At 66.1% G+C, this 20,214-nt stretch carries 16 protein-coding genes; 5 read left to right on the top strand and 11 right to left on the bottom strand.

The annotated features are described in order from the left end of the window. The 6 genes from ACTHJR_RS08030 to xseA form a co-directional block, all read right to left on the bottom strand. Positions 1 to 668, bottom strand: a 668-nt coding sequence (locus ACTHJR_RS08030; RefSeq protein ID WP_440522605.1) for a TonB-dependent receptor plug domain-containing protein, incomplete at its 3' end; no start/stop codon positions are given. A 287-nt stretch (positions 669 to 955) separates the two neighbouring features. Then, positions 956 to 3,934 (bottom strand): TonB-dependent receptor domain-containing protein, encoded by a 2,979-nt coding sequence (locus ACTHJR_RS08025; protein WP_440522606.1) that lies wholly within the window; start codon positions 3,932 to 3,934, stop codon positions 956 to 958. 374 nt (positions 3,935 to 4,308) lie between these two features. Continuing rightward, positions 4,309 to 7,308 carry a TonB-dependent receptor domain-containing protein gene (locus ACTHJR_RS08020; RefSeq protein WP_440522604.1) on the bottom strand — a complete coding sequence of 1,000 codons (3,000 nt, stop codon included), beginning with the start codon at positions 7,306 to 7,308 and terminating at the stop codon, positions 4,309 to 4,311. A gap of 244 nt (positions 7,309 to 7,552) precedes the next feature. Beyond that, a complete protein-coding gene (locus ACTHJR_RS08015) occupies positions 7,553 to 8,335 on the bottom strand; it encodes a peptidoglycan DD-metalloendopeptidase family protein (protein WP_440522603.1) in 783 nt (260 codons plus the stop codon). Between the two features lie 137 nt (positions 8,336 to 8,472). Further along, positions 8,473 to 8,673 carry a DUF2093 domain-containing protein gene (locus ACTHJR_RS08010; RefSeq protein ID WP_440522602.1) on the bottom strand — a complete coding sequence of 67 codons (201 nt, stop codon included), beginning with the start codon at positions 8,671 to 8,673 and terminating at the stop codon, positions 8,473 to 8,475. A gap of 41 nt (positions 8,674 to 8,714) precedes the next feature. Next, positions 8,715 to 10,103, bottom strand: coding sequence for an exodeoxyribonuclease VII large subunit (xseA, locus tag ACTHJR_RS08005; RefSeq protein ID WP_440522601.1), 1,389 nt, complete (start codon positions 10,101 to 10,103; stop codon positions 8,715 to 8,717). Between xseA and purD the strand changes: the two genes are divergently transcribed. The 3 genes from purD (at position 10,102) to ACTHJR_RS07990 (ending at position 14,228) form a co-directional block, all read left to right on the top strand. Beyond that, entirely contained in the window at positions 10,102 to 11,364 is a 1,263-nt protein-coding gene (gene purD / locus ACTHJR_RS08000) for a phosphoribosylamine--glycine ligase (protein ID WP_440522600.1), read from the top strand. The genes xseA and purD overlap by 2 nt on opposite strands. A 137-nt stretch (positions 11,365 to 11,501) precedes the next feature. Further along, positions 11,502 to 13,259 carry a vWA domain-containing protein gene (locus ACTHJR_RS07995; protein WP_440522599.1) on the top strand — a complete coding sequence of 586 codons (1,758 nt, stop codon included), beginning with the start codon at positions 11,502 to 11,504 and terminating at the stop codon, positions 13,257 to 13,259. An 84-nt stretch (positions 13,260 to 13,343) separates the two neighbouring features. Continuing rightward, positions 13,344 to 14,228, top strand: coding sequence for a hypothetical protein (locus tag ACTHJR_RS07990; protein ID WP_440522598.1), 885 nt, complete (start codon positions 13,344 to 13,346; stop codon positions 14,226 to 14,228). A 98-nt stretch (positions 14,229 to 14,326) separates the two neighbouring features. Here ACTHJR_RS07990 and ACTHJR_RS07985 read toward each other — a convergent pair whose 3' ends face one another. From ACTHJR_RS07985 to ACTHJR_RS07970, 4 genes are all read right to left on the bottom strand, one after another. Then, the gene (locus ACTHJR_RS07985; RefSeq protein WP_440522597.1) at positions 14,327 to 15,649 is read right to left on the bottom strand and encodes a hemolysin family protein; all 1,323 of its coding nucleotides are present in this window, start codon (positions 15,647 to 15,649) and stop codon (positions 14,327 to 14,329) included. Positions 15,650 to 15,771: 122 nt separating this feature from the next. Next, on the bottom strand, positions 15,772 to 16,596 hold the full coding sequence (locus tag ACTHJR_RS07980; RefSeq protein WP_440522596.1) for an aldo/keto reductase: 825 nt from the start codon (positions 16,594 to 16,596) through the stop codon (positions 15,772 to 15,774). Between the two features lie 80 nt (positions 16,597 to 16,676). Beyond that, a complete protein-coding gene (locus tag ACTHJR_RS07975) occupies positions 16,677 to 17,105 on the bottom strand; it encodes a nucleoside deaminase (protein WP_440522595.1) in 429 nt (142 codons plus the stop codon). A gap of 23 nt (positions 17,106 to 17,128) precedes the next feature. Continuing rightward, complete coding sequence (locus tag ACTHJR_RS07970; protein WP_440522594.1) at positions 17,129 to 17,419, bottom strand: hypothetical protein; 291 nt, start codon at positions 17,417 to 17,419, stop codon at positions 17,129 to 17,131. A 165-nt stretch (positions 17,420 to 17,584) separates the two neighbouring features. On the opposite strand from ACTHJR_RS07970, the gene rpmB reads away from it, so the two are divergent. Further along, a complete protein-coding gene (gene rpmB / locus ACTHJR_RS07965) occupies positions 17,585 to 17,881 on the top strand; it encodes a 50S ribosomal protein L28 (RefSeq protein WP_440522593.1) in 297 nt (98 codons plus the stop codon). 150 nt (positions 17,882 to 18,031) lie between these two features. Here rpmB and ACTHJR_RS07960 read toward each other — a convergent pair whose 3' ends face one another. Beyond that, positions 18,032 to 19,012, bottom strand: a complete 981-nt coding sequence (locus ACTHJR_RS07960; protein WP_440522592.1) for an esterase-like activity of phytase family protein — start codon at positions 19,010 to 19,012, stop codon at positions 18,032 to 18,034. Between the two features lie 274 nt (positions 19,013 to 19,286). Here ACTHJR_RS07960 and ACTHJR_RS07955 point away from each other — a divergent pair, with 274 nt between their 5' ends. Continuing rightward, entirely contained in the window at positions 19,287 to 19,682 is a 396-nt protein-coding gene (locus tag ACTHJR_RS07955; RefSeq protein WP_440522591.1) for a glycine zipper 2TM domain-containing protein, read from the top strand. Positions 19,683 to 20,214: the final 532 nt, after the last annotated feature.

Here is a 20,214-nt window from a genome sequence, read left to right as displayed (position 1 = left end):
GCATCGCCATATTCCGAAATGCCGGCCGACCCGTCGAGATGGATGCCGGTGATTTCCTTCTTGACGATGACGTTGACCACGCCCGCCACGGCGTCGGCGCCGTAGGTCGACGAGGCGCCGTCCTGCAGCACTTCGATACGGTCGATGATGCCGGCCGGGATGGTGTTGAGGTCGACGAAGTTGCGGTGACCGTCATCCGCCAGCGGATAGGGCGCACTGCGCAGGCCGTCGAACAGGGTCAGCGTGTTGCCGGTGGTCAGACCGCGCAACGACACGGCGGTCGCGCCGGTCGCGAAGTTGAAGCTGTTCCAGCTCTTGTTCATCGAGCCGGCGTTGTTGGCGGCGATCGAGTTGATCGCGTCGGAGACGGTATTGATGCCGCGCTTGGCGAGATCTTCCGAGCTCAGGGTGGTCAGCGGCGCGGCGGTGGCGGTCGCCGAGTTGCGCAGGAGCGTGCCGGTGACGACGATGTCGCCGCCGCTGGCGGCCTGGTCGTCCTGAGGCGCGGGCGCCGTCTGGTCGGAGGTTGCCGGCGCCGGGGCCGGGGTTTGTTGGGCGAAGGCAGACGCGGCGAACAACGCCGCCGACGCGCCGGCGCCGCACAGCATCAGCGCGCGCAGCGCCGAGCTTCCGCGGAGCGAGCGCGAAACAGTCGAATTGGTAATCACGTGAACGTCCCTTTGCCTGGCCCGTCCGTTCCCCCTTGCGGTGCGAGCGCTGCCAAGCCCCTGCGAACCACCCTCCCAGGTACGTTCGAGGCCGATGCCGGCTCAATGAGGCGAGCGCATGCGGCTGTAAAGTCGGGTTAGATCAATGCCGTCGGGTTTCATTCCGGCTGTAGCAAATTGGCCACGGTCGTTCCCCGGCCTCGGGAGGGCCGCCCCGACCCGTCGGCCAAGACAAAAAAAGGCCGCTCCCGAAGGAGCGGCCCACAGATGAAATATTCTCGGCTGGCTTAGAAAGCGAACTTCGCGCCGGCCTTGAACATGCGGCCATAGATGGCGGTGCCACCCTGGACCGGGTTGTAGTAGTTCGCGCCGTAGGTGACCGGATCGATCGGCGGCATCTTGTCGAACAGGTTGATCGCGTTGATGTAGAACGTGAACTTGTCCGTCGGCTTGAACTGGGCGTTCAGGTCGAAGGTTATCAGCGCCTTCACGCGGCAGGGAACCGACCCGTCGCTCAGACCGCAGTCCTTGTACCCGGTGCCCTGGTCGGTCGCCGACAGGTCGTAACCACCGAAGTAGTTAGCCGTGCCGGTCACCGAGATCTTGCCGAAGTCGAGCGAGTTCTGCCAGCTGCCGTGCCACTTCGGAGTACCCGACCCGGCGGTCAGGTTGAAGTTGCCCAGCGTGCCGTCATAGCGCTCGGTATGGCCATCCGGGAATTCGGTCGACAGATTGAGGATGACGCTCGCATCGGCACTGGTGCTCCACCGCACCGCACCGAAATCGAAGTTCGCGTCGGCCGAGAAGTCGAGACCTTCGGCCTTGACCGTGTTGGCGTTGATCAGCTGAGCCTGAACGAACGCGACGCGCGGCTTGGCCAACGGGAAGTTGGGGTCGGGCGCGTCCGCGACCACGTTGTAGCCGGCCGGGATCGGCTGACCCTCGTAGTACGCGAGCAGCGCCGGCGAATTCGACGGCGCCGTGATCGCTCCGGTCTTCTTGATATTGTAGTAATCGACCGTGATCTCGACGTTCTTCACCGGATTCAGCTTGATGCCGCCGGTGAAGCTGCGCGACTTCTCAGGCTTCAGGTTCGGGCTGGCCAGAGTGGTCTGACCATAGGAACCCGACCGGATGTAGGTCGGACAGTTGTTGAAGGTCGCGACGGTGCACCCGTATTGCGCCAAATACGCGTCGTTGAACAGCGACGAGTTGTTGGTCACGTAGCCGGTGGTCGGCAGCGCGTTGGCTTCGCCGAACGACGGGATACGGAACCCCTTCGAGTAGGTACCACGCAGCGTCAGCTGGCGAACCGGCTTCAGCTTGAACCCGATCTTCGGCGAGAACGCATCCTGACCCGAGGAATACCGGTCGTACCGGCCCGAGGCGTTGATGTCGAGAATGTCGAGGATCGGAGCATCCAACTCGGCGAAGCCCGAGGTGATGTAACGGTGACCGACGGTACCGAAGGCGTTCAGCGTGAAGAAGCGCTGGGTCGGGCCGTTATAGTCCGGGTTGCCGCTCGGCGCGTTGACCGCTTCGTAGCGGATCGACCCACCAAAACCGAGCTGCAGATTGCCGCCCGGCAATTCTGCGAGCTTGCCCGCGACGCTGGCTTGCAACTGGTACTGATCCGACGTGGCCGTGGCGTTGTTCACGGGCGTCAGATAGTCGAGCACCGACTGCGGCGTGGCCGACGGATTCTTGAAGTTGTACGAGCCGTCGGCGATCACATCGAGCAGATGCTGGATGTAGACATAGCCGTCGGTGCGACGCAGCAGGTCGTCGTGCATCGCGGTTGCGTCGACGTTGAACGTCCAGCCTTCGAACAGGTCGCCCTTGAAGCCCAGCGCGATGCGATAGGCCTTGTTGCGGGTCATGTTCGACGTGACCTGCGACAGATCGCGGCCGATCAGGCGCGCGACCTGGCCCTGCGCCGCGAACGGATTGTTCGGGTTGAGGGTGCGGTTCGGCGACGTCGCGCAGTTCACGCGCTCGGGGCAGACGTAGACCGGCAGGTTCAGGATGAACGAGCCGACCGCGTTCGGCGGCACGGTCGCGCTCGAGGTGCTGAAGCGCGGATAGTCGATGCCCGTGTTGGCGGTGCCGTACACGGTCGCCGGCGAGCCGGTGTACGAAACCTGGCTCTGCAGGAAGTTGACTTCCGCATAAGCCTCGATCGTGTTGCTGATCTTCGCGGTGACGCGGCCCGACACGCCGAAACGCTCGACGTTCGGCGAGATCACGCCATAGGCGTTGGTATAGTCGACCTGGCAGATCTGGTTCGGCGCCGTCGCGTTGATGGCGTTGCCGTTCGCGTCACGATAGGCGCGATCGGCGGCCGTCAGCGTGTAGAGCGAGCCCGGACCGCAGTTCGGGTTGAGCAGCTGCCAGTTGCCCTGGGCGGTCGTGTTGGTCGCGTCATACGGACGAACCTCGAAGCTGCCCGCGGTGCTCTGACCGTGGAGCAGGCCGTCCGCCTGCGTTCCGTTGACCACCGTGTTCGGGCCGCAATTGCCCTGGTAGCACAGCGTGCGATGGTCGTCGGTGTTGTACGGGAACCCGCGGTCGCGGTTATAGAGGATGTTCTGCTTGTAGTAGAACCCGCTGATATAGGCGTTGAAGCCCTGCTCATCGAGGTCGCCCACGCCGGCGGTCAGGGTCAGGCGATACTGGCCCGCGTCGCCGCGCTCCGAGATGCCGCCTTCGGCGCGGCCCATCAGGCCCTTGACCGAGCGCTTGGTGATGATGTTGACCACGCCCGCGATCGCGTCCGCGCCGTAGGTCGACGAAGCGCCGTCGCGCAGCACTTCGATACGGTCGACGATGTCGTCCGGAATGGTGTTGAGGTCGACGAAGTTACGCGAACCGTCGTCGGCGAGCGGATAGTAAGCCGCACGCAGGCCGTCGAACAGCACCAGGGTCGAGTTGGTCGACAGGCCGCGCAGCGAGACCGCCGACGCACCGCCGGCGAACGCGCCGTTCGCGGTGAACGAGTTGGTCAGCGCCGGGCCGTTGTTCGACGCGAGCGTCTGCAGCGCGTCCTGGATGGTCGAGACGCCGCGCTTGTCGAGGTTCTCGGTGGTGATGGTGGTGACTGGCGACGGGGTGTCGTTGGCGCCCTTGAACAGGGTACCGGTGATGACGATCTCGTTGCCCGCGCTGGCGGTCTGATCGTCGCTGGTGGTGGTCGGCGGCGTCGTGGTCGACGTCGTCGGAGCCGGGGTCGGCGTTTCCTGCGCCATGGCAGGCGCAACGAACGTCATCGACGCAGCGGCGCCGGCGCCCAACAGCGTCAGCGCGCGCAGCGCCGTGCTGTCACGCAACGAGCGCGTGAAGATGGAGTGATTGATCACGTATGTTTCCCTCGCTTGACCCGACGCCGCGATTTCACGGTCATCCGGGCGATGCCACCCCTTTGGACGCACTGCGCCCAAGAGGCATGGGAGGGAGGGATGAAGCGCGCCCCGCCACCTGTAAAGGCGGCATTCAGGAAGAAACCGGAGTTTTGGCAACGCCTGTAGCCAAAAAGCCACAACAGCCGGGACGGCCCGAAATTATCGTGCGCCGGGGACAGAATTTGTGAGCGATCGTTATTCATGCCCGGCGACGGGCGAACCCGCCGCCGGGATGATTGCGGTCAGAACTTGAAATTGGCCCCCGCACGGAACGTACGTCCGATGAGGCCGGCCATGTGCCACGACGCCAGATAGTTCGGCTGCGAGGTATAGGCCTGATTCGGGAAGGCCGGCGCACGCGCATTGGTGACGTTGCCCACGTTCGTGAAGAACTGGAACTTGTCGTTCACCGTCACCGTCAGATTGACGTCGGTGTAGATGAAGCTGTGCACGTAGCAGAAGGTCTTGCTGTAGATCGCCGCGTTGCACGAGATGTCGCCCTTGACCGACGACGCCTGATCGGCGGCAACCGCCTTGATCCGACCGACGTAATAGGTCGTGGCGGTCAGCGCGAACGGCCCGGACACCAGCGTATTCTGCCAGGTCCCGCGCCAGCGCGGCGTGCCGCCGCCCGACGACAGGTCCTCCGGACCCACCGTCCCGGCGTAGCGCTGCACCGCGCCGCCTTGCGGATACAGATTGTACTTCAGCGTCTCCTGCATATCGAGCCGGCTCTCGAGGCGCACATCCGAGCTGATCGGAATCTTCGCATCGAAGCCGAATTCGAGACCGGCGATGACGGAGTAATTCGCGTTCACGTACGGCGCGTTCACGACGAGGAGACGCGGCAGCGCGTTGGGCGAGAACGGATCCGCCCCGTCGATCACATTGCACGAATAGCCCGCACCGACGGCCGCGACCTTGGCGCAGCCGGCGGCCGCCGCCGCGGAAGCCGAGGCGAAGGTCTGCGAAGCGACCGAATAATAAGCGTTGATCGCATCGGAGGTCTTCGGCCCGGTGACGATCAGGTTCGACTTCTTGATATTGAAATAATCGGCCGTGAAGGTCAGCCACGGTACCGGGTCGACGATCGCGCCGAGCGTGAAGCTGCGCGACGTTTCGGGCTTGATGTCCGGGTTGCCGACATAACCGCGGCCCAGGCTGTAGGCGACGGTGTAAGCGCCGTTATTCGGGTGGGCGGCGATGAACGCGGCATTGGGCGTGTAGCCGACGAAACCCGAATACGAGCTGCGCGAGTCGGATTCGGCGAAGGTCGGCGCCCGGAAGCCCTCGGAATAGCTGCCCCGCAGCGAGAACCCCTTGATCGGCTCGAACTTGGCGGTGAACTTGGGCGAGAAGTGACCGATTCCGGTGGAATAATGGTCGTACCGGCCCGACGCCTTAAGGTCGAGCGAGTCGAACACCGGGGCGTCGATTTCGAAGAAACCGGCAACCACCGACCGCGCGCCATAGGCCTGGGCCGTCGACAGGCCGGGCACGTCGAGATTCGGGTTGAGGCTGTTATTGGTCAGCGTCTCGCGACGGAACTGGCCGCCGACCGCGAGCTTGAGGTCGCCGCCGGGCAGCTTGAACAGACTGCGGCTGATCGACGCGTCCAGCGTCGCTTCGGCCGACCGCGACCGCGCCGTGATCGCCGGCGCCACCGCGTCACGCACCGCCTGACTGTTCAGGCTGGGATTGACGAAATTGTAGGAGCCGGTGTTGATCGCCTTGACCAGTCCCGCCAGGTTCGGGAAACCGAAGAGGGTGTAGCTCAGATTGTCGCGCGAATAGGCTGCCTCGACGTTCCAATCCCAGCCACCGGCGAACGTGCCGTTCAAGCCACCCGATACGCGATAGACCTGGTTGATACGGTTGCTGCCCGACTTGATGTCACCGAACAGATAATAGATTCGCGCCGCTCCATTGGCCGGGTCGGCGGCATAAGCGGCGGCATAGGGATTGTTCGGATTCAACTGCCGGTCGGCCGCCGTCGCGCAGTTCACGCCGGACGAACAGATATAGACCGGCAACACGATGCCGGGATTGCTGGTCGCGGTGGCGGGATTGCCGCCAAACGCCTGCGTCTGGCGAATGCCGACCGGCGGGCGGATGATGTTGACGCGATTGTTGAAATAGCTGCCCATCAAATAGGCGTCGACGCTGCCGAGGCGGAAGCTCGCCCGGGCGACGCCGCCGTAACGCTCCTGCAACGGCAGAATCTGCGCATATTCCTTGGTGAGATCGTGCGCGCACGCCGTACCCACGCGCGACCCGGTGTTTTCGGAAAACGTCCCATAAGGGCAGTTGGCGAGCGGCGTCAGCGAGGTGTAGACGGCCGGCGTCGTGGCGTTGGTGACTGAACCCGCCAGCGGATTGTTGAGATCGGTCTGGTGCGTCCGCGTGACCACCGCGTTGGTCGTCGGGGTCGTCAGCGTATCGTCGGCGCGGTTGTTGTCCGCGCCGCCCATCGCGCGAAGATCGAGCGTGTTGAACGGAAAACCGCGCGACGCCGCGTCGATCCGGCCGCCATATTCGTATTCGCCGCCGATATAGAAATTGTATCCCTGGCTCTGGTAATCGCCGATCCCGACGAGCAGGTGCGCGCGATATTTCTGGCCGTCGCCTTTTTCCGAAACGCCGCCTTCGATACCGCCCTCGATTCCCTTGATGTGCTTGCGCGTGATGATGTTCACGACGCCGCCGATCGCATCCGCGCCATAAAGCGACGACGCGCCGTCCTTCAGCACCTGAATCTGCTGGAGGTTGACCATCGGAATGCTGTTGAGGTCGACATAGGCATTGTGACCGTCGTCGTTCAGCGGGAAGTTCGCGGAGCGCAGCCCGTCGATCAGCACCACGGTCGACGACACGCCGACGTTGCGCAACGAGATTGCCGCACCGCCCGCCGAGAAGCCGCTGGTGAAACCGTTACCGATCGACCCGGCACCGTCGGCTGAAATGGAGCGCACGGCATCGGTGATGTTGGTGATGCCGGCCTTGTTGAGGTTGTCGGAGGTCAGCACCGTGACCGGCAACGCGGTCGTCGTGGCACTGCGGAACAACGTACCGGTGACGACGATTTCCGGCTGCTGGGCGTCCGTCCCGGTGTCGTCCGCCGGCGCCGTGGCCGGTGCCGGCGGCGTTTCCTGCGCGAAGGCGGGTGACGCCGCGAGCATGAAGCCGAGCGGCGCCGCGGTCGCGAGGAGACGAATCCTGTGCGCGGATGGAAAAAAAGCCATGTTTCAGAAATCCCCAGGTAACAGGGGAGCGGGCCCGCAAGCGCCCTATCCGCCGCAGGATCGATCCCCATAGGTTGTGACCGCAAGCCCTCCAGCACCGGTCGACGATCGAGGGGATAGGCCCGGATCGGCCCGTGTAAATCTCCAAAAAGATGCGAAACGCGTTTTGGAATCAGGGCGTAGCGCCCTTGCCACAAAGGGGCAGTATTAGTGTCTTATCATAGTAAGGCAGTACGGCGGCGTGTCAGCGGCCCGGCATCGGTCCCGCGACCAGCAAGGGGTCGATCTTGGCGTTGCGCCAGCGCAGGCTCCAATGGAGATGCGCCCCGGTGACGCGGCCGGTCGCCCCCGAATAGGCGACGATTTGCCCGCGTTTGACCGCCTGGCCGGGCGTCACCACGATCCGCGACAGGTGCATCAGCGCGCTGTTCAGCCCCATGCCGTGGTCGATCATCAGCAGGTTGCCTTCGAGCAGGAAGGGATGATCGGACGCCAGGATCACCACACCGTCGGCCGGCGCCAGTACCGGCGTGCCTTGCGGCACCGCGATGTCGGTGCCCGAATGATACGACCCGGCCTCTCCGTTGCGATAGATGCGCTGCGATCCGAACAGGGTCGAGATGCGCCCGGTCGCCGGCCACCGGAACGCCTGGCGCCAGCCGGCCGAGCCGGTGTCCTGGCGCCGCGCGGCGTTGATCTGCTCGATCTCGCCGGGACGTATCTTCTCGAATTCGGGCATCGGCACCGGATATTTGGGCAGGGTCGACAGCCGCGAGATGTTCCATTGCCGCGGGCTGATGGTCAGCGTGCGCGACACTATTCGCCCGTCGTCGAGCGTCGCGGTCACCGTCGCCACCGGGCCGGCGTCGCGGTCGAAGGCGATGACGAAGCGCCCGTCGGGCGCCACCGGCACCTCGTCGCCGTCGAGGCGGACACGCGCGTCGGCGGCCGGGGCGGTCCCGATCACCAGCCCGCCTTGGCTCATGGTGCCGCTGAAGCTGAAATCGCCAAGCGGGGCTGTCGACATGCGTGGCGCCGGTGGCGGCGACGTCGCGACGGCGATCGGCGCGGATTTGGATTGTGGCGGCGATGCCGCATCCGACGGGATGCAGCTAGCGAGCGCGACCAGCGCGGCGAGGCCGAAGGCCCAGCGCCGCGCGCGCCTCACTTCCGCCCTTCGGCCTCGAGCGCCAGTTCGGCGCTGGCATAGGCTTCCTGCCGCGCAACGCTCCAATAGCGCAGATCGTCGAGCGCGATCGGAACGCCCGAAATCGCGCAGGTGACATGGCCGCCGGGCATCAGCACGCGGAAACCATTGGCCATATAGTGGAGGCGCGCCGGCCGGTCGGTGTTGGACATCAGCATTCAGCGATCCTCGAAAATCCAAAAGCGTTCAGGTCGCCCCGTCACAACAAACTCGGCTGGTCCGGAGTTTCCTTCGGGGGAATTTCCTTACCATATGCCTTGCCGCCCGCGCCCTCAACCCGCGCCGCGACCTCGCCATCGCCAAAATGGAGCATCAGGGCGCCCGCCTTGCGCGCCGCCGCCGCGCTGGTCAGCACGCCGCCGGTCCGAGCCTCGACCCAGGCATAGCCGCGGTCGAGCACGTGGCTGGGATTGAGCGCCTCGACCAGTTTCCACGCCGAATCGAGCCGGTCGCGTGCCGCCGACAGACGCTGTGCCAGCATCGCCGGCCGCAACGCGCCAGCGGTGCGGTCGAGCTGGCCGCGCGCCACCGTCAGGCGGCGTTCGAGCGCGCGGTCGAGCCGCAGGCCGGCATCGTCGGCGCGCTGGCGTTGCGGGCCGAGCAAGGCGTCGCGCTTGGGCAGCAATCGCGCCAGCGCCTCGCTCCGCTCGCGCCCGCGCTCGACGTAACGCCTCGCGCAACGTTCGGCGCGCTGGCGGTACGAATCGAGCCCGAGCCGGAGGTCGGCGATCACCGGCACCGCGATCTCCGCCGCGGCGGTCGGGGTCGGCGCGCGCAGATCGGCGGCATGGTCGGACAGGCTGGTGTCGGTCTCGTGCCCGACCGCCGAGATCAACGGGATCGAGCAAGCGGCAATCGCGCGGACCACGATCTCCTCGTTGAACGCCCAGAGATCCTCAACCGAGCCGCCACCCCGCGCGACGATGACGAGATCGGGACGCGGCACCGGGCCGCCCGGCTCGATCGCGTCGAACCCACGGATCGCGGCGGCGACGTCACGGGCGGCGCCGTCACCCTGCACCTTTACCGGCCACAGCACGACATGGCTCGGGCAGCGGTCGGCGAGGCGATGGAGAATGTCGCGAATGACGGCGCCGGTCGGCGACGTCACCACGCCGATCACCCGGGGCATGAACGGCAGCGGCTTCTTGCGGCTCTGATCGAACAGTCCTTCGGCGCCAAGCTGCGCCTTCAATTTCTCGAGCAGCGCCATCAACGCGCCCTCGCCCGCCAATTCCATGCGATCGATCACGATCTGATATTTGGAACGGCCGGGATAGGTCGTCAGCTTGCCGCTCGCGATCACCTCGATCCCGTCCTGCGCGCCGAACGGCAACAATGCCGCCTGCCCTTTCCACATCACGCCGTCGATGACCGCCTGATCGTCCTTGAGGCTGAGATAGCAATGGCCGGAGGCCGCGCGCTTCCACCCCGAAATCTCGCCGCGCAGGCGGACGCGGCCGAATTCGCCCTCAACCATCCGCTTCAGCCGGCCCGACAGTTCCGACACGCTTTCGGCGGCGGAATTGTCGCCGGGCATGGCCTCGGCTACCAGCCGCGGCGAATCTTCTGGAAAAGGGTCGGGCATGAACGTCCTGCTGATCGGATCGGGTGGACGCGAACATGGCCTCGCGTGGAAGCTCGCGCAATCGCCGCTGCTCACGAAACTCTATGCCGCACCCGGCAATCCGGGGATCGCCGAGAGCGCCGAACTGGTCGCGCTCGACGTGACCGATCACGCGGCGGTGGCCAATTTCTGCCGTGAGAAGACGATCGGGCTGGTCGTGGTCGGCCCCGAGGCGCCGCTGGTCGCTGGGATCGCGGACGATCTGCGCGCCGCCGGGATCGCGGTGTTCGGCCCAGACAAGGCGCCCGCCCAGCTCGAAGGATCGAAGAGCTTCACCAAGGCGCTGTGCGACCGCGCCGGCATTCCGACCGCGGGGTATCGCGCGGTCCACTCGCTCGACGAGGCGCGCGCGGCGCTGGCCGCGTTCGGCGCGCCGGTGGTAGTCAAGGCCGACGGCCTCGCCGCGGGCAAGGGCGTGACGGTGGCGATGACCGCAGCCGAGGCCGATGCCGCGGTCGAGGCGCTGTTCGCCGAAGCCGGCGCGAGCGCGGTGATCGAGGAATTCCTCGAAGGCGAGGAAGCCAGCCTGTTCGTCCTGACCGACGGCACGGCGATGGTCGCGTTCGGCTCGGCCCAGGACCACAAGCGTGTCGGCGACGGCGATACCGGCCCCAATACCGGCGGCATGGGCGCCTATAGTCCCGCCGCGGTGCTGACGCCCGAGCTCGAACGTCGCGCGCTCGACGCGATCGTGGCTCCCACCATCGCCTCACTCGCCGCCGAGGGCATGCCTTATTCGGGCGTGCTCTACGCCGGGCTGATGCTGACCGCCGACGGGCCGAAGCTGATCGAATATAACGCGCGGTTCGGCGATCCCGAATGCCAGGTGCTGATGATGCGGCTCGACAGCGACCTGTTGCCGCTGCTGCTGGCGATCGCCGAGGGGCGGCTGGCCGAAGCGCCCGCCCCCGTGTTCGGCGACGACGTCGCGTTGACCGTGGTGATGGCGGCGGACGGTTATCCCGGCACGCCCGAGACTGGCGGCACGATCGACGGGATCGACGCGGCCGAGGCGAGCGGCGCCAAGGTCTTCCACGCCGGGACGAAGCTCGTGGACGGCCGGTTGGCCGCTTCGGGCGGTCGCGTGCTCGCGGTGACCGCGCGCGGTGCCGACGTCCGCGCGGCGCAGGCCGCCGCGTATCGCGCGGTCGACGCGATCGATTTCCCCACCGGCTTCTGCCGCCGCGACATCGGCTGGCGCGAAATCGCGCGCGAGGAGTGATTCGCCGGTTCGAACTGACGCGATGCCGTTGAATGATATAGAATATCATTTCATTCATCTGCCAGTCATCTAGGCGACCGGATACTTCCGCTTGCCGGAGCAGCACGACTCCGAGGGAGATAATGGGGAGAGTTCGGATGACACGTACAGCCTTACTGATCGGTTCGTCGGCCCTGCTACTGGCCTCCACCGCAGCCGCGCCGACCGGCGTCCAACGCACTGCCGTAATTCCGCCGCCACCCGAGGAATCACCGGTACGATGCCGCAACGTCGAGCGCCCCGATTATGCCGGCTATGCCAATAACGGCGTGGTCGCGACCGGGCGCCGCGCTCCACTCAACGCGCCCAAGGTTTCGCCCAGCGCCAGCGCCGACATGGCTTATGCCCCGCCGCCGCCTCCAGTGCCGCCACCGCTGATGCCGATGGTCGCGCCGCCCGCGCAGGTGATGTCGCCGGTGATCGCGACCAACGCGCCTTACGGCAGCCCGGGCAATACCGAGCGCTATGACGGCAAGCCCGTCGCCTCGATCCAGTCGGTCGTGACCGCGCCCGTCTCGACCTTCTCGGTCGATGTCGACACCGGCGCCTATGCCAATGTCCGCCGCTTCCTGAAGCAAGGCAGCCTGCCCCCGGCCGACGCGGTGCGGACCGAGGAAATGATCAATTATTTCCGCTACGACTATCCTCGGCCCGACAGCAGTGCGGAGCCGTTCAGCGTGACCACCGACGTCGCGACGACGCCGTGGAATCCCGATACCCGCCTGCTGCGCATCGGCCTGCGCGGCTATGACGTGGCGACCGACGAACGGCCGCGCGCCAATCTTGTCTTCCTGGTCGACGTCTCGGGGTCGATGGACGAGCCCGACAAATTGCCACTGGTCAAGGCCGCGCTCGAGCGCCTCGCCGATCGCCTGCGGCCCGACGACCGCGTCTCGATCGTGGTCTATGCCGGCAATGCCGGGCTGGTTCTCGCGCCCACCGCCAACAAGAGCTACGTCAAGGCGGCCCTGTCCTGCCTCGAGGCGGGCGGCTCGACCGCCGGCGGCGCCGGGATCAAGCTCGCCTATGACACCGCGCGGGCCAGTTTCATCAAGGGCGGGATCAACCGCATCTTCCTCGCCACCGACGGCGACTTCAACGTCGGGGTCAGCGACACCAAGGCGCTCGAGGAAATGGTCAAGTCAAACCGCGACGACGGCATCACGCTGACCACGCTCGGCTTCGGCGACGGCAATTACAACGACGCGATGATGGAGCATATCGCCGACGTCGGGAACGGCAATTACGCCTATATCGACAGCGACCGCGAAGCCGAGAAGGTGCTCGATGACGAATTGTCCGCGACCATGGTGACGATCGCCAAGGACGTGAAGGTCCAGGTCGAATTCAATCCCGCCGCGGTCAAGCAATACCGCCTGATCGGCTATGAGAACCGTGCCCTCGCCGAGGAGGATTTCGACAACGACGCGGTCGATGCCGGCGACATGGGCGCGGGGCACCAGGTGACGGCCTTGTACGAAGTCGTGCCCGCGGCGGGCGCCGGATGGCTCCCCGACCGACGGTATCCCGCCAACGTCGCCACCGCGCCGGCGGGCACCGGCAGCGAACTGTGCTTCGTCAAATTGCGCTACAAATTGCCGGAGGGCGGCGCGTCGAAGCTGATCAGCCGCCCGGTGCCCGCGGTGATGCTGCGCGATGCCACCGCGCCCCGCGGCGACATGGCGTTCGTCACCGCGGTCGCCGCGTTCGGACAGAAATTGCGCGGCGACAAATATCTCGGCAGCTACAGCTTCGCCGACATCCAACGCCTGGCGGGCAGCCCGGAAGGGCCCTGGCGGCAGGAATTCGTCCGCCTGGCCGACATGGCGGGGAGCCGCAAGCCGAGCGGCGGCTGATCCGCATCAATCCGCCGATCACTGGCGTTACGCCGGCCGCGCTTATAGGGTGGCCGGCGTTTCGCTGTTCGGGATACGTTTTTCATGGATTCCACGACCGCTCCCCATCCGCCGGGCGCTGCCGCTTACGCCTTCCAGAACTGGACGGTCATCACCCTGATCATCATCGCCATCCTGGCCGCGCTGGTGATCGCGGGAATGATCTGGGGTCAGAGGAAGGCGCGCGAACGCCATCTCGCGGAGGAAGCGGCAGAGGAACGCGCCGAGGAAGCCGAAGCGGAGCTGCCTCCGGCACCGCCGCCGCCACCGATCGAGACCGCTGGCGCCTTGCCTGTCGAGGAGCCGCATCCCGAGCCTGAGCGTGAACCGGAGCCCGAAGCTGGGCCTGAGCCCGAACCGGAGCCGGCGCCTGAACCCGAGCCGGAACCCGAACCCGAACCGACACACGCCGAGCCCGCACCCGTGCCGTCCGAGCCGGTCGCGCCGCCACCCCCTGCGCCCGAGCCGCCGGCATCGGAGCCGATCGCGGCGCGCGAATTGGCACCCGAGCCGGTGCCCGAGCGTGTCGCCGAACCCGAACCCGTCGCCACACCTGAAACCATTTCCGAGCCAGCCGCGGAACCGGAATCGCCAGCCGCAACGGAGCCCGAGCCGGCAGCCCCAGCTCCTGCCCAGCCCGAGCCCGTGTCCGAACCGGAGGCGCCGGCGGCCCCGTCCGAAATCACCGCGGCGCTGGCGCTCACCACGATCAAGGGGCTTGGCCCCAAGGTCGCCGCGATGCTCGCCGAACGCGGCATCACGCGCGTCGACGAACTCGCCGCGCTGTCCGCCGACGAGGCGAGCGCGCTCGATATCCAGCTCGGCGCGTTCACTGGCCGCATGGCGCGCGACCGCTGGATCGAGCAGGCCAAGCTGCTCGCTGCCGGCGACACCGCCGCTTACGAGGCCGAATTCGGCAAGCTGGGATAACGACCGGTCGGCGTCGCCCTCCCCTCCCTGCAAGGAAGGGGATCAAGGGGTGGGTGAGCATCGGACGAGGCTCGAGGCCTCGCCCGATGCTGACGGCATCACTCGCCGCGCGCCCGCGACACCAATAATTTGTCGATCCGCCGGCCGTCGAGATCGACCACTTCGAATCGCCAGCCTTGCTCGACGATGCTTTCCCCTTCTTCGGGCAAGCGCTTGAACACCGCGAGGACGAGGCCGGCGGCCGTCGCATAATCGCGGTCGTCGGGCAGTTCGAGGTCGAGCTTTTCCGCGACGAGATCGGCCGAGGCCGACCCCGCGACCAGATAGCTGCCGTCCTCGCGCTGAATGAAATCGGGGCTGTCGCTCGGATCGGTGTCCGAGGCGAAGGCGCCGGCGAGCGCCGCGAGCAGGTCGGCCGGGGTCACGATGCCTTCGAAATGGCCATATTCGTCGTGGATCAGCGCCATCGGCACCTCGGCGCGGCGCAGCCGGACCAACGCGTCCATCGCGTCGAGCTGATCGATCACGATCGGCGCCGCGCGCATCAAAGTCTTGAGGTCGAGCGGCTGGCCATGGATCGCCGCCGCGACGATGTCGCGCGCCTGGACCACGCCGATCACCGCATCGACCGATCCTTCGGCGACCGGCAGCCGGGTATGCGGCGAACTGGCCAGTTTCGCGCGAATGCCCGCCTCGTCGAGCCCGATGTCGAGCCAGTCGACCTCGGTGCGCGGCGTCATCACCTCGCGCACCGGCCGATCGGCGAGCCGCACCACACCCGAGATGATCGAGCGCTCATGCTCCTCGATCACCCCCGATTTGGACGCCTCGGCGACGATCAGGTGCAATTCCTCGGCGGTTACCTGGTCCTCGCTCTCGCGGCTCAGGCCGATCAGGCGGAACAGCAGGGCGCTGGTCGAATCGAGCAGCCAGACGATCGGCGCGGCGATCCGCGCCAGCCAGGTCATCGGCCCCGCCATCACCGCGGCGATCGGCTCGGGCGAGCGCAAAGCGATCTGCTTGGGCACCAGTTCGCCGATGATCAGCGAGACGAAGGTGGTGAGACCGATCACCAGCGCGAACCCCGCCTTGTCGGCGAAGTCCGAACTCCAGCCGAACCAATGCTGCAGCCGGAGAGCGGTCGGCCCACCCAGCGCCTCGCCCGAATAGGCGCCCGAAATGACCGCGATCAGCGTGATACCGACCTGGACGGTCGACAGGAACTTGCCGGGATCCGCCGACAGATCGAGCGCAGCACGCGCGCCGCGGCTGCCGGTCCGCGCCATCGCCTCGAGCCGCGCCTTGCGCGACGAGGCGATCGCCAGCTCGCTCATCGCGAACACGCCGTTGACCGCGACGAGCACGAGGATGATGACGACATCTATCCAGGGATAGGGCGCGGGGGACGAGGGCAATGCCATGATGCTGCGCCCTGCCTACACGCGGGCGTGAACATCGTGCAACATGCCTCGTCCTCCGGACGACTACGCCGTCGAGGAGAGCGAGCCTCGGCGCCCGTCGCGGGGCGATCCCCGCGGTTCGGCTAACGGAAGGTCAGCGGGTCGGGCCCCATCCGTCCGTCCGCGCGGTCGAGCGCGGCGATGGCGGCCAGGTCATCCTGGTCCAGCGCGAAGTCGAATATCTCGAAATTCTCGCGCATCCGCCCCGCGTTCATCGTCTTGGGGATCACGATCAGGCCGTTCTGGACGTGCCAGCGCAGGATGATCTGGGCGGCCGTGCGCTCATGTTTGCGCGCCAGCGATTGCAGCACGGGGTCGCCGAGCAATTCGCCCTGGCCGAGCGGGCTCCAGGACTGGACGGCGACGTTGCGCTGCGCATTGGCGGCGCGTGCCGCCACTTGCTGGAAAGCCGGGTGGCATTCGATCTGGTTGACCACCGGGACCACGCCGGTTTCCGCGATGACACGGTCGAGATGCTCGACGTTGAAATTGGAGACGCCGATCGCGCGGACGCGACCTTCCTGGCGCAGCCGGACCAGCGCGCGCCAGCTGTCGACATAAAGATCGAGCGCCGGCACCGGCCAATGGACGAGATAGAGGTCGACATAATCCAGCTTGAGACGGTCGAGGCTGGCGCCGCACGCCGCCAGCGTCTCGTCATAGCCCTGGTCGGTATTCCACACCTTGGTGGTGACGTAGAGTTGCTCGCGCGCCAGCCCGCTCGCGCGCACTCCGTCGCCGACCCCGGCCTCGTTGCGATAGATCATCGCGGTATCGATGTGGCGATAACCGACACCGATCGCGGTCTCGACCATCTTGGCCGTCTCGTCCGCCGGCGCCTGATAGGTACCCAGCCCGATCTGCGGAATCGTGCTGCCGTCGTTCAGCGTGAGGAGGGGCTGGGTCATCGAGGGATCTCCGTTGGGTTTCGACGCCCTATAGGAAGACTAGCCAGCCGGTAATAGTATGATTATTTAGTTTCGCTGATTTACCGCCGGGACGCGAAGAAGTCGCGCAACAGCCCTGCCGCTTCGCCCTCGCCGATCCCCGGATAGATTTCGGGCCGGTGATGCACGGTCGGCTGCGCGAACAGGCGCGGACCGTGCTCGACCGCGCCGCCCTTGGGATCGGGTGCGCCGTAATAGAGCCGGGCGATCCGGGCATGGGCGATCGCGCCGGCGCACATCGCGCAGGGTTCGAGCGTGACCCACAGGTCGCAATCGCTCAACCGGTCGTCGCCGATCGCTTCCGCGGCGGCGCGAATCGCCAGCATCTCGGCATGCGCCGTCGGGTCATGGCGAGTGCGCGGCGCATTGGCGGCGGTCGCAATGACACGGCCATCCAATACCACCGCCGCGCCGACCGGGACCTCCCCCATCGTCGCGGCGGCAGCGGCCGCATCGAGCGCGGCGCGCATCGGGGGAGGCAGTCGCAAGGCCGCTATTTGGGCGCCGACGCATTGGCCGGCGGCGCCCCGCCGGGCTTGTCGACGCTGATCGTCGGCACCTTGATGGTCGTGCTCTTGGTGGTCACGGTCGGCACTTCTACCGTCTTGTTTTCCGTACCGAAATTGACCGTCGCCATATTGGCGCTGACTTCGGGCGCTTCTCCGCCCTGAACCTTGACGGTGGGCAGCGATCCCGGCTTGCCGTTGATCGTGATGAGGCCGAAGGACAGAAGCGCGATCAGGACAAGCGCGGCGAGCCCGATCAGGGCGAGGAGGAATCGCATCTTATCGTCTCCCAAAATCGAATCGTTCGCGTAATCAACGCAGCTTCGCAAGCGCTGGTTGCACGATAAAGAGCGAATCTGTTGACCGCGGGCGCATCAGACGCTATCGGCGCCACCTTTCCGGGGTCAGGTTCATTCTTGGCCCGAAACTCAGGATTGATAGCGATGTCGCGCATTTGCGAGCTGACCGGCAAGGGCCGGCAGGTGGGTCACAACGTTTCCCACGCCAACAACAAGACCAAGCGGACGTTCCTGCCCAATTTGCAGAACGTGACCCTGCTGTCGGACGCGCTGGGCACCAGCGTCAAGCTGCGCGTGTCGACGCACGGCCTGCGTTCGGTCGAGCATGTCGGCGGTCTCGACAATTGGCTGCTCAAGACCAGCGACGACGATCTGTCGCTGCGCGCCCGTCGCCTGAAGCGCGACGTCAAGAAGAAGCTGAGCACCGCTCAGGCCGCGTAATCGCGCCGGTCCGGCTCGTTCGGACCGCAAAGCGAATCGCCACCGGCTCGCTCTCCACGCCGGAGAGCGGGCCGGAGTCGTATCTGGCGGATGCGTCTTAATACGCTTCCCGGCGAAGGCGTTAAGCGCGAATTAGGACGCGCGGACCGCTTACAAATCCAGCCTGAACTTCATCAGCAAGGTCTGCTGCAGGAACAGCAGATTGTCGTCGCTGACCATCCAGAGCATCGTCGCGCCGTTTTCGCGCGTCACCGCCAGCCCTTCGAAATTGTCGACCGTCAGCGGCGGCGCGAGCCGCGCGATCTCGCGGCCGCGAATCGTCACGCCCGGACGGATCTGGCGCGGGTCGATCAGCGTCAGCACGGCGCTCCATTTGAAGGGTAAGGCGAGTTTGCGGTTGAGGATCAGCACGCGCCCGTCGGGCAATTGCGTCGCGTCGGACGGGTCGTAGCCCGCCGGCGGCAGATAGCCGAACTCGAATCCCTTGAGCGGTTTAAGGGTCGGATCGCGGTCGAACATCAACGCGCTCCGCGCCGGGCTCGGCAAGCGACGGTTGGTCTCGGCGATGACGAGGAAGCGCCCGTCGTGCAGCCGTACCATCGATTCGGCCCCGCCATTCTCCGACCAGTCGGCCATCGGCCTGGGCGCCACCATCCTGGCGGGCCGCGTCAGCCCCGGCGAATAGCGCCAGATCTGGTTGACCCGCTCATAGCCGACCCAAACCTGGCCGGTCGCCGGATCAAGCGTCATCGATTCGCTGTCGCGATCGGCTTTGGTCCAGCCGGTGCCAGGCCCAGCCGGCAGATCGCCGAACCCGATCGCGCTGGGCCGGAAGCGGTCGTCGAGCCGGAACCGCACGATCGTGCCGCCGTCGCTCAACAAGGTGAACAGGCCGCGGTCGATGGTCATCGACGAATAGCCGCCGAACGCCGGGTCGCGACTGGTCAGGCGGACGCCGCCCATGAACGTGAGTGCGCCGACCTTCGCATGCGTGGGGTTAGTCGGATCGAGCGGTACCGGCGTCGCCGTCAGGTCCGGCACGTCCCCCAAGATCGGCCGCTCGGGCGTCCCGCTCCACTGACAGAACAGCGCCAACAGGATCATCAGGGGATAGCGATAGCGGCGGCGCATCAGCGCTCCATAGTGTGCGGTTCAGCAAAGCTGAACCGGCTGCGGCACCGGCCCGCTCCCCCCTCCCATAGAATGGCCTAGCTGGGAGGTCGGGTGGGGGAGCGGGCTGGCGCCGCCGAAAGCACTCTCAGCCTGAACGGCGGATAACGAGCACATTCAGCCTTGGCTCAATGCGAATCGGGCAAAACCCTTTCATCGACAACGGGCGGGTGTCGCGGAAATCGCTCCGGCCCCCATCGCGGTCGAAGGACGAATTTTGAGACGGAGAAGACCAATGCTGAAGCACCTTTCGCTCGTTGGCGCCGCGCTCGCGATGACCGCGGGCGCCATTGTCCCGCTCGCCCCGGCCCAGGCGCAGCGTTATGCCTATGGCCAGTCGTATCGCGACGGGTACAACCGTGGCGGTTATAACGGTTACAACGGCTATAACGGCTACGACCGAAGCTACCGTGGCTATGACCGCAGCTATCGCGGCTATAATTACCGCTATCGCAAGTGCAACGACGGTGACGGCGGCACGATCGTCGGCGCGATCGCCGGCGGCCTGCTCGGCAATACCGTTGCCGGACGCGGCGACCGCACGCTTGGCACGATCCTGGGCGCCGGTGTCGGCGCGCTGGCCGGCCGCGCGATCGATCGCTCGGACCGCCCCGGCTACTGCCGCCGCTAACCCCGAACATGTCGAGTTCTCCCGCGTAGCGTACCGGGAGGGACAGTCCCTCGCGTAGCGTATGAGGGCGGAGGGTCGGTTCCGAAAGGAATCGGCCCTCTTGTGTTGGGCGCAGGCGCGGCCACGCCCGCGCCGGTCGCGAAGCGAGCGCTCCGCACGGCCGGCGGACGGGCGAAGCCCGATCCGGCCGACGGCTTTGCCGGCGGCTGGCTTGTTGTCATGGCTCCTTACGACCCGATTGCGGACACTGTAGGGGCGTGCCAAGCTGCGCTTTGACGGACGATGATGCGACAGGCTGCGTAAGTCGGGAAACATAAGCCGGTGGAGTACCGAAGGCACATCGATGTTACCTTTTCTCTTTTTCGCATTGTTTTGCATGGCGAGCACCGTTGCCCTTACTTGGCTAAGCATTGCGCGAGGGCGCCATTTTGGCACGCTGAACAGCATTACGCGCGCCGATTACCCCCGACAGTTTTGGTTTTGGACCATCCAGCTCTTTGTAGGTGGAATGTTAGCGGCTATATTTAGCTTC

The organism is Sphingomonas sp., from assembly GCF_051962185.1.
Taxonomy (GTDB): domain Bacteria; phylum Pseudomonadota; class Alphaproteobacteria; order Sphingomonadales; family Sphingomonadaceae; genus Sphingomonas.
This window is presented reverse-complemented; position numbering and strand designations above follow the sequence as displayed.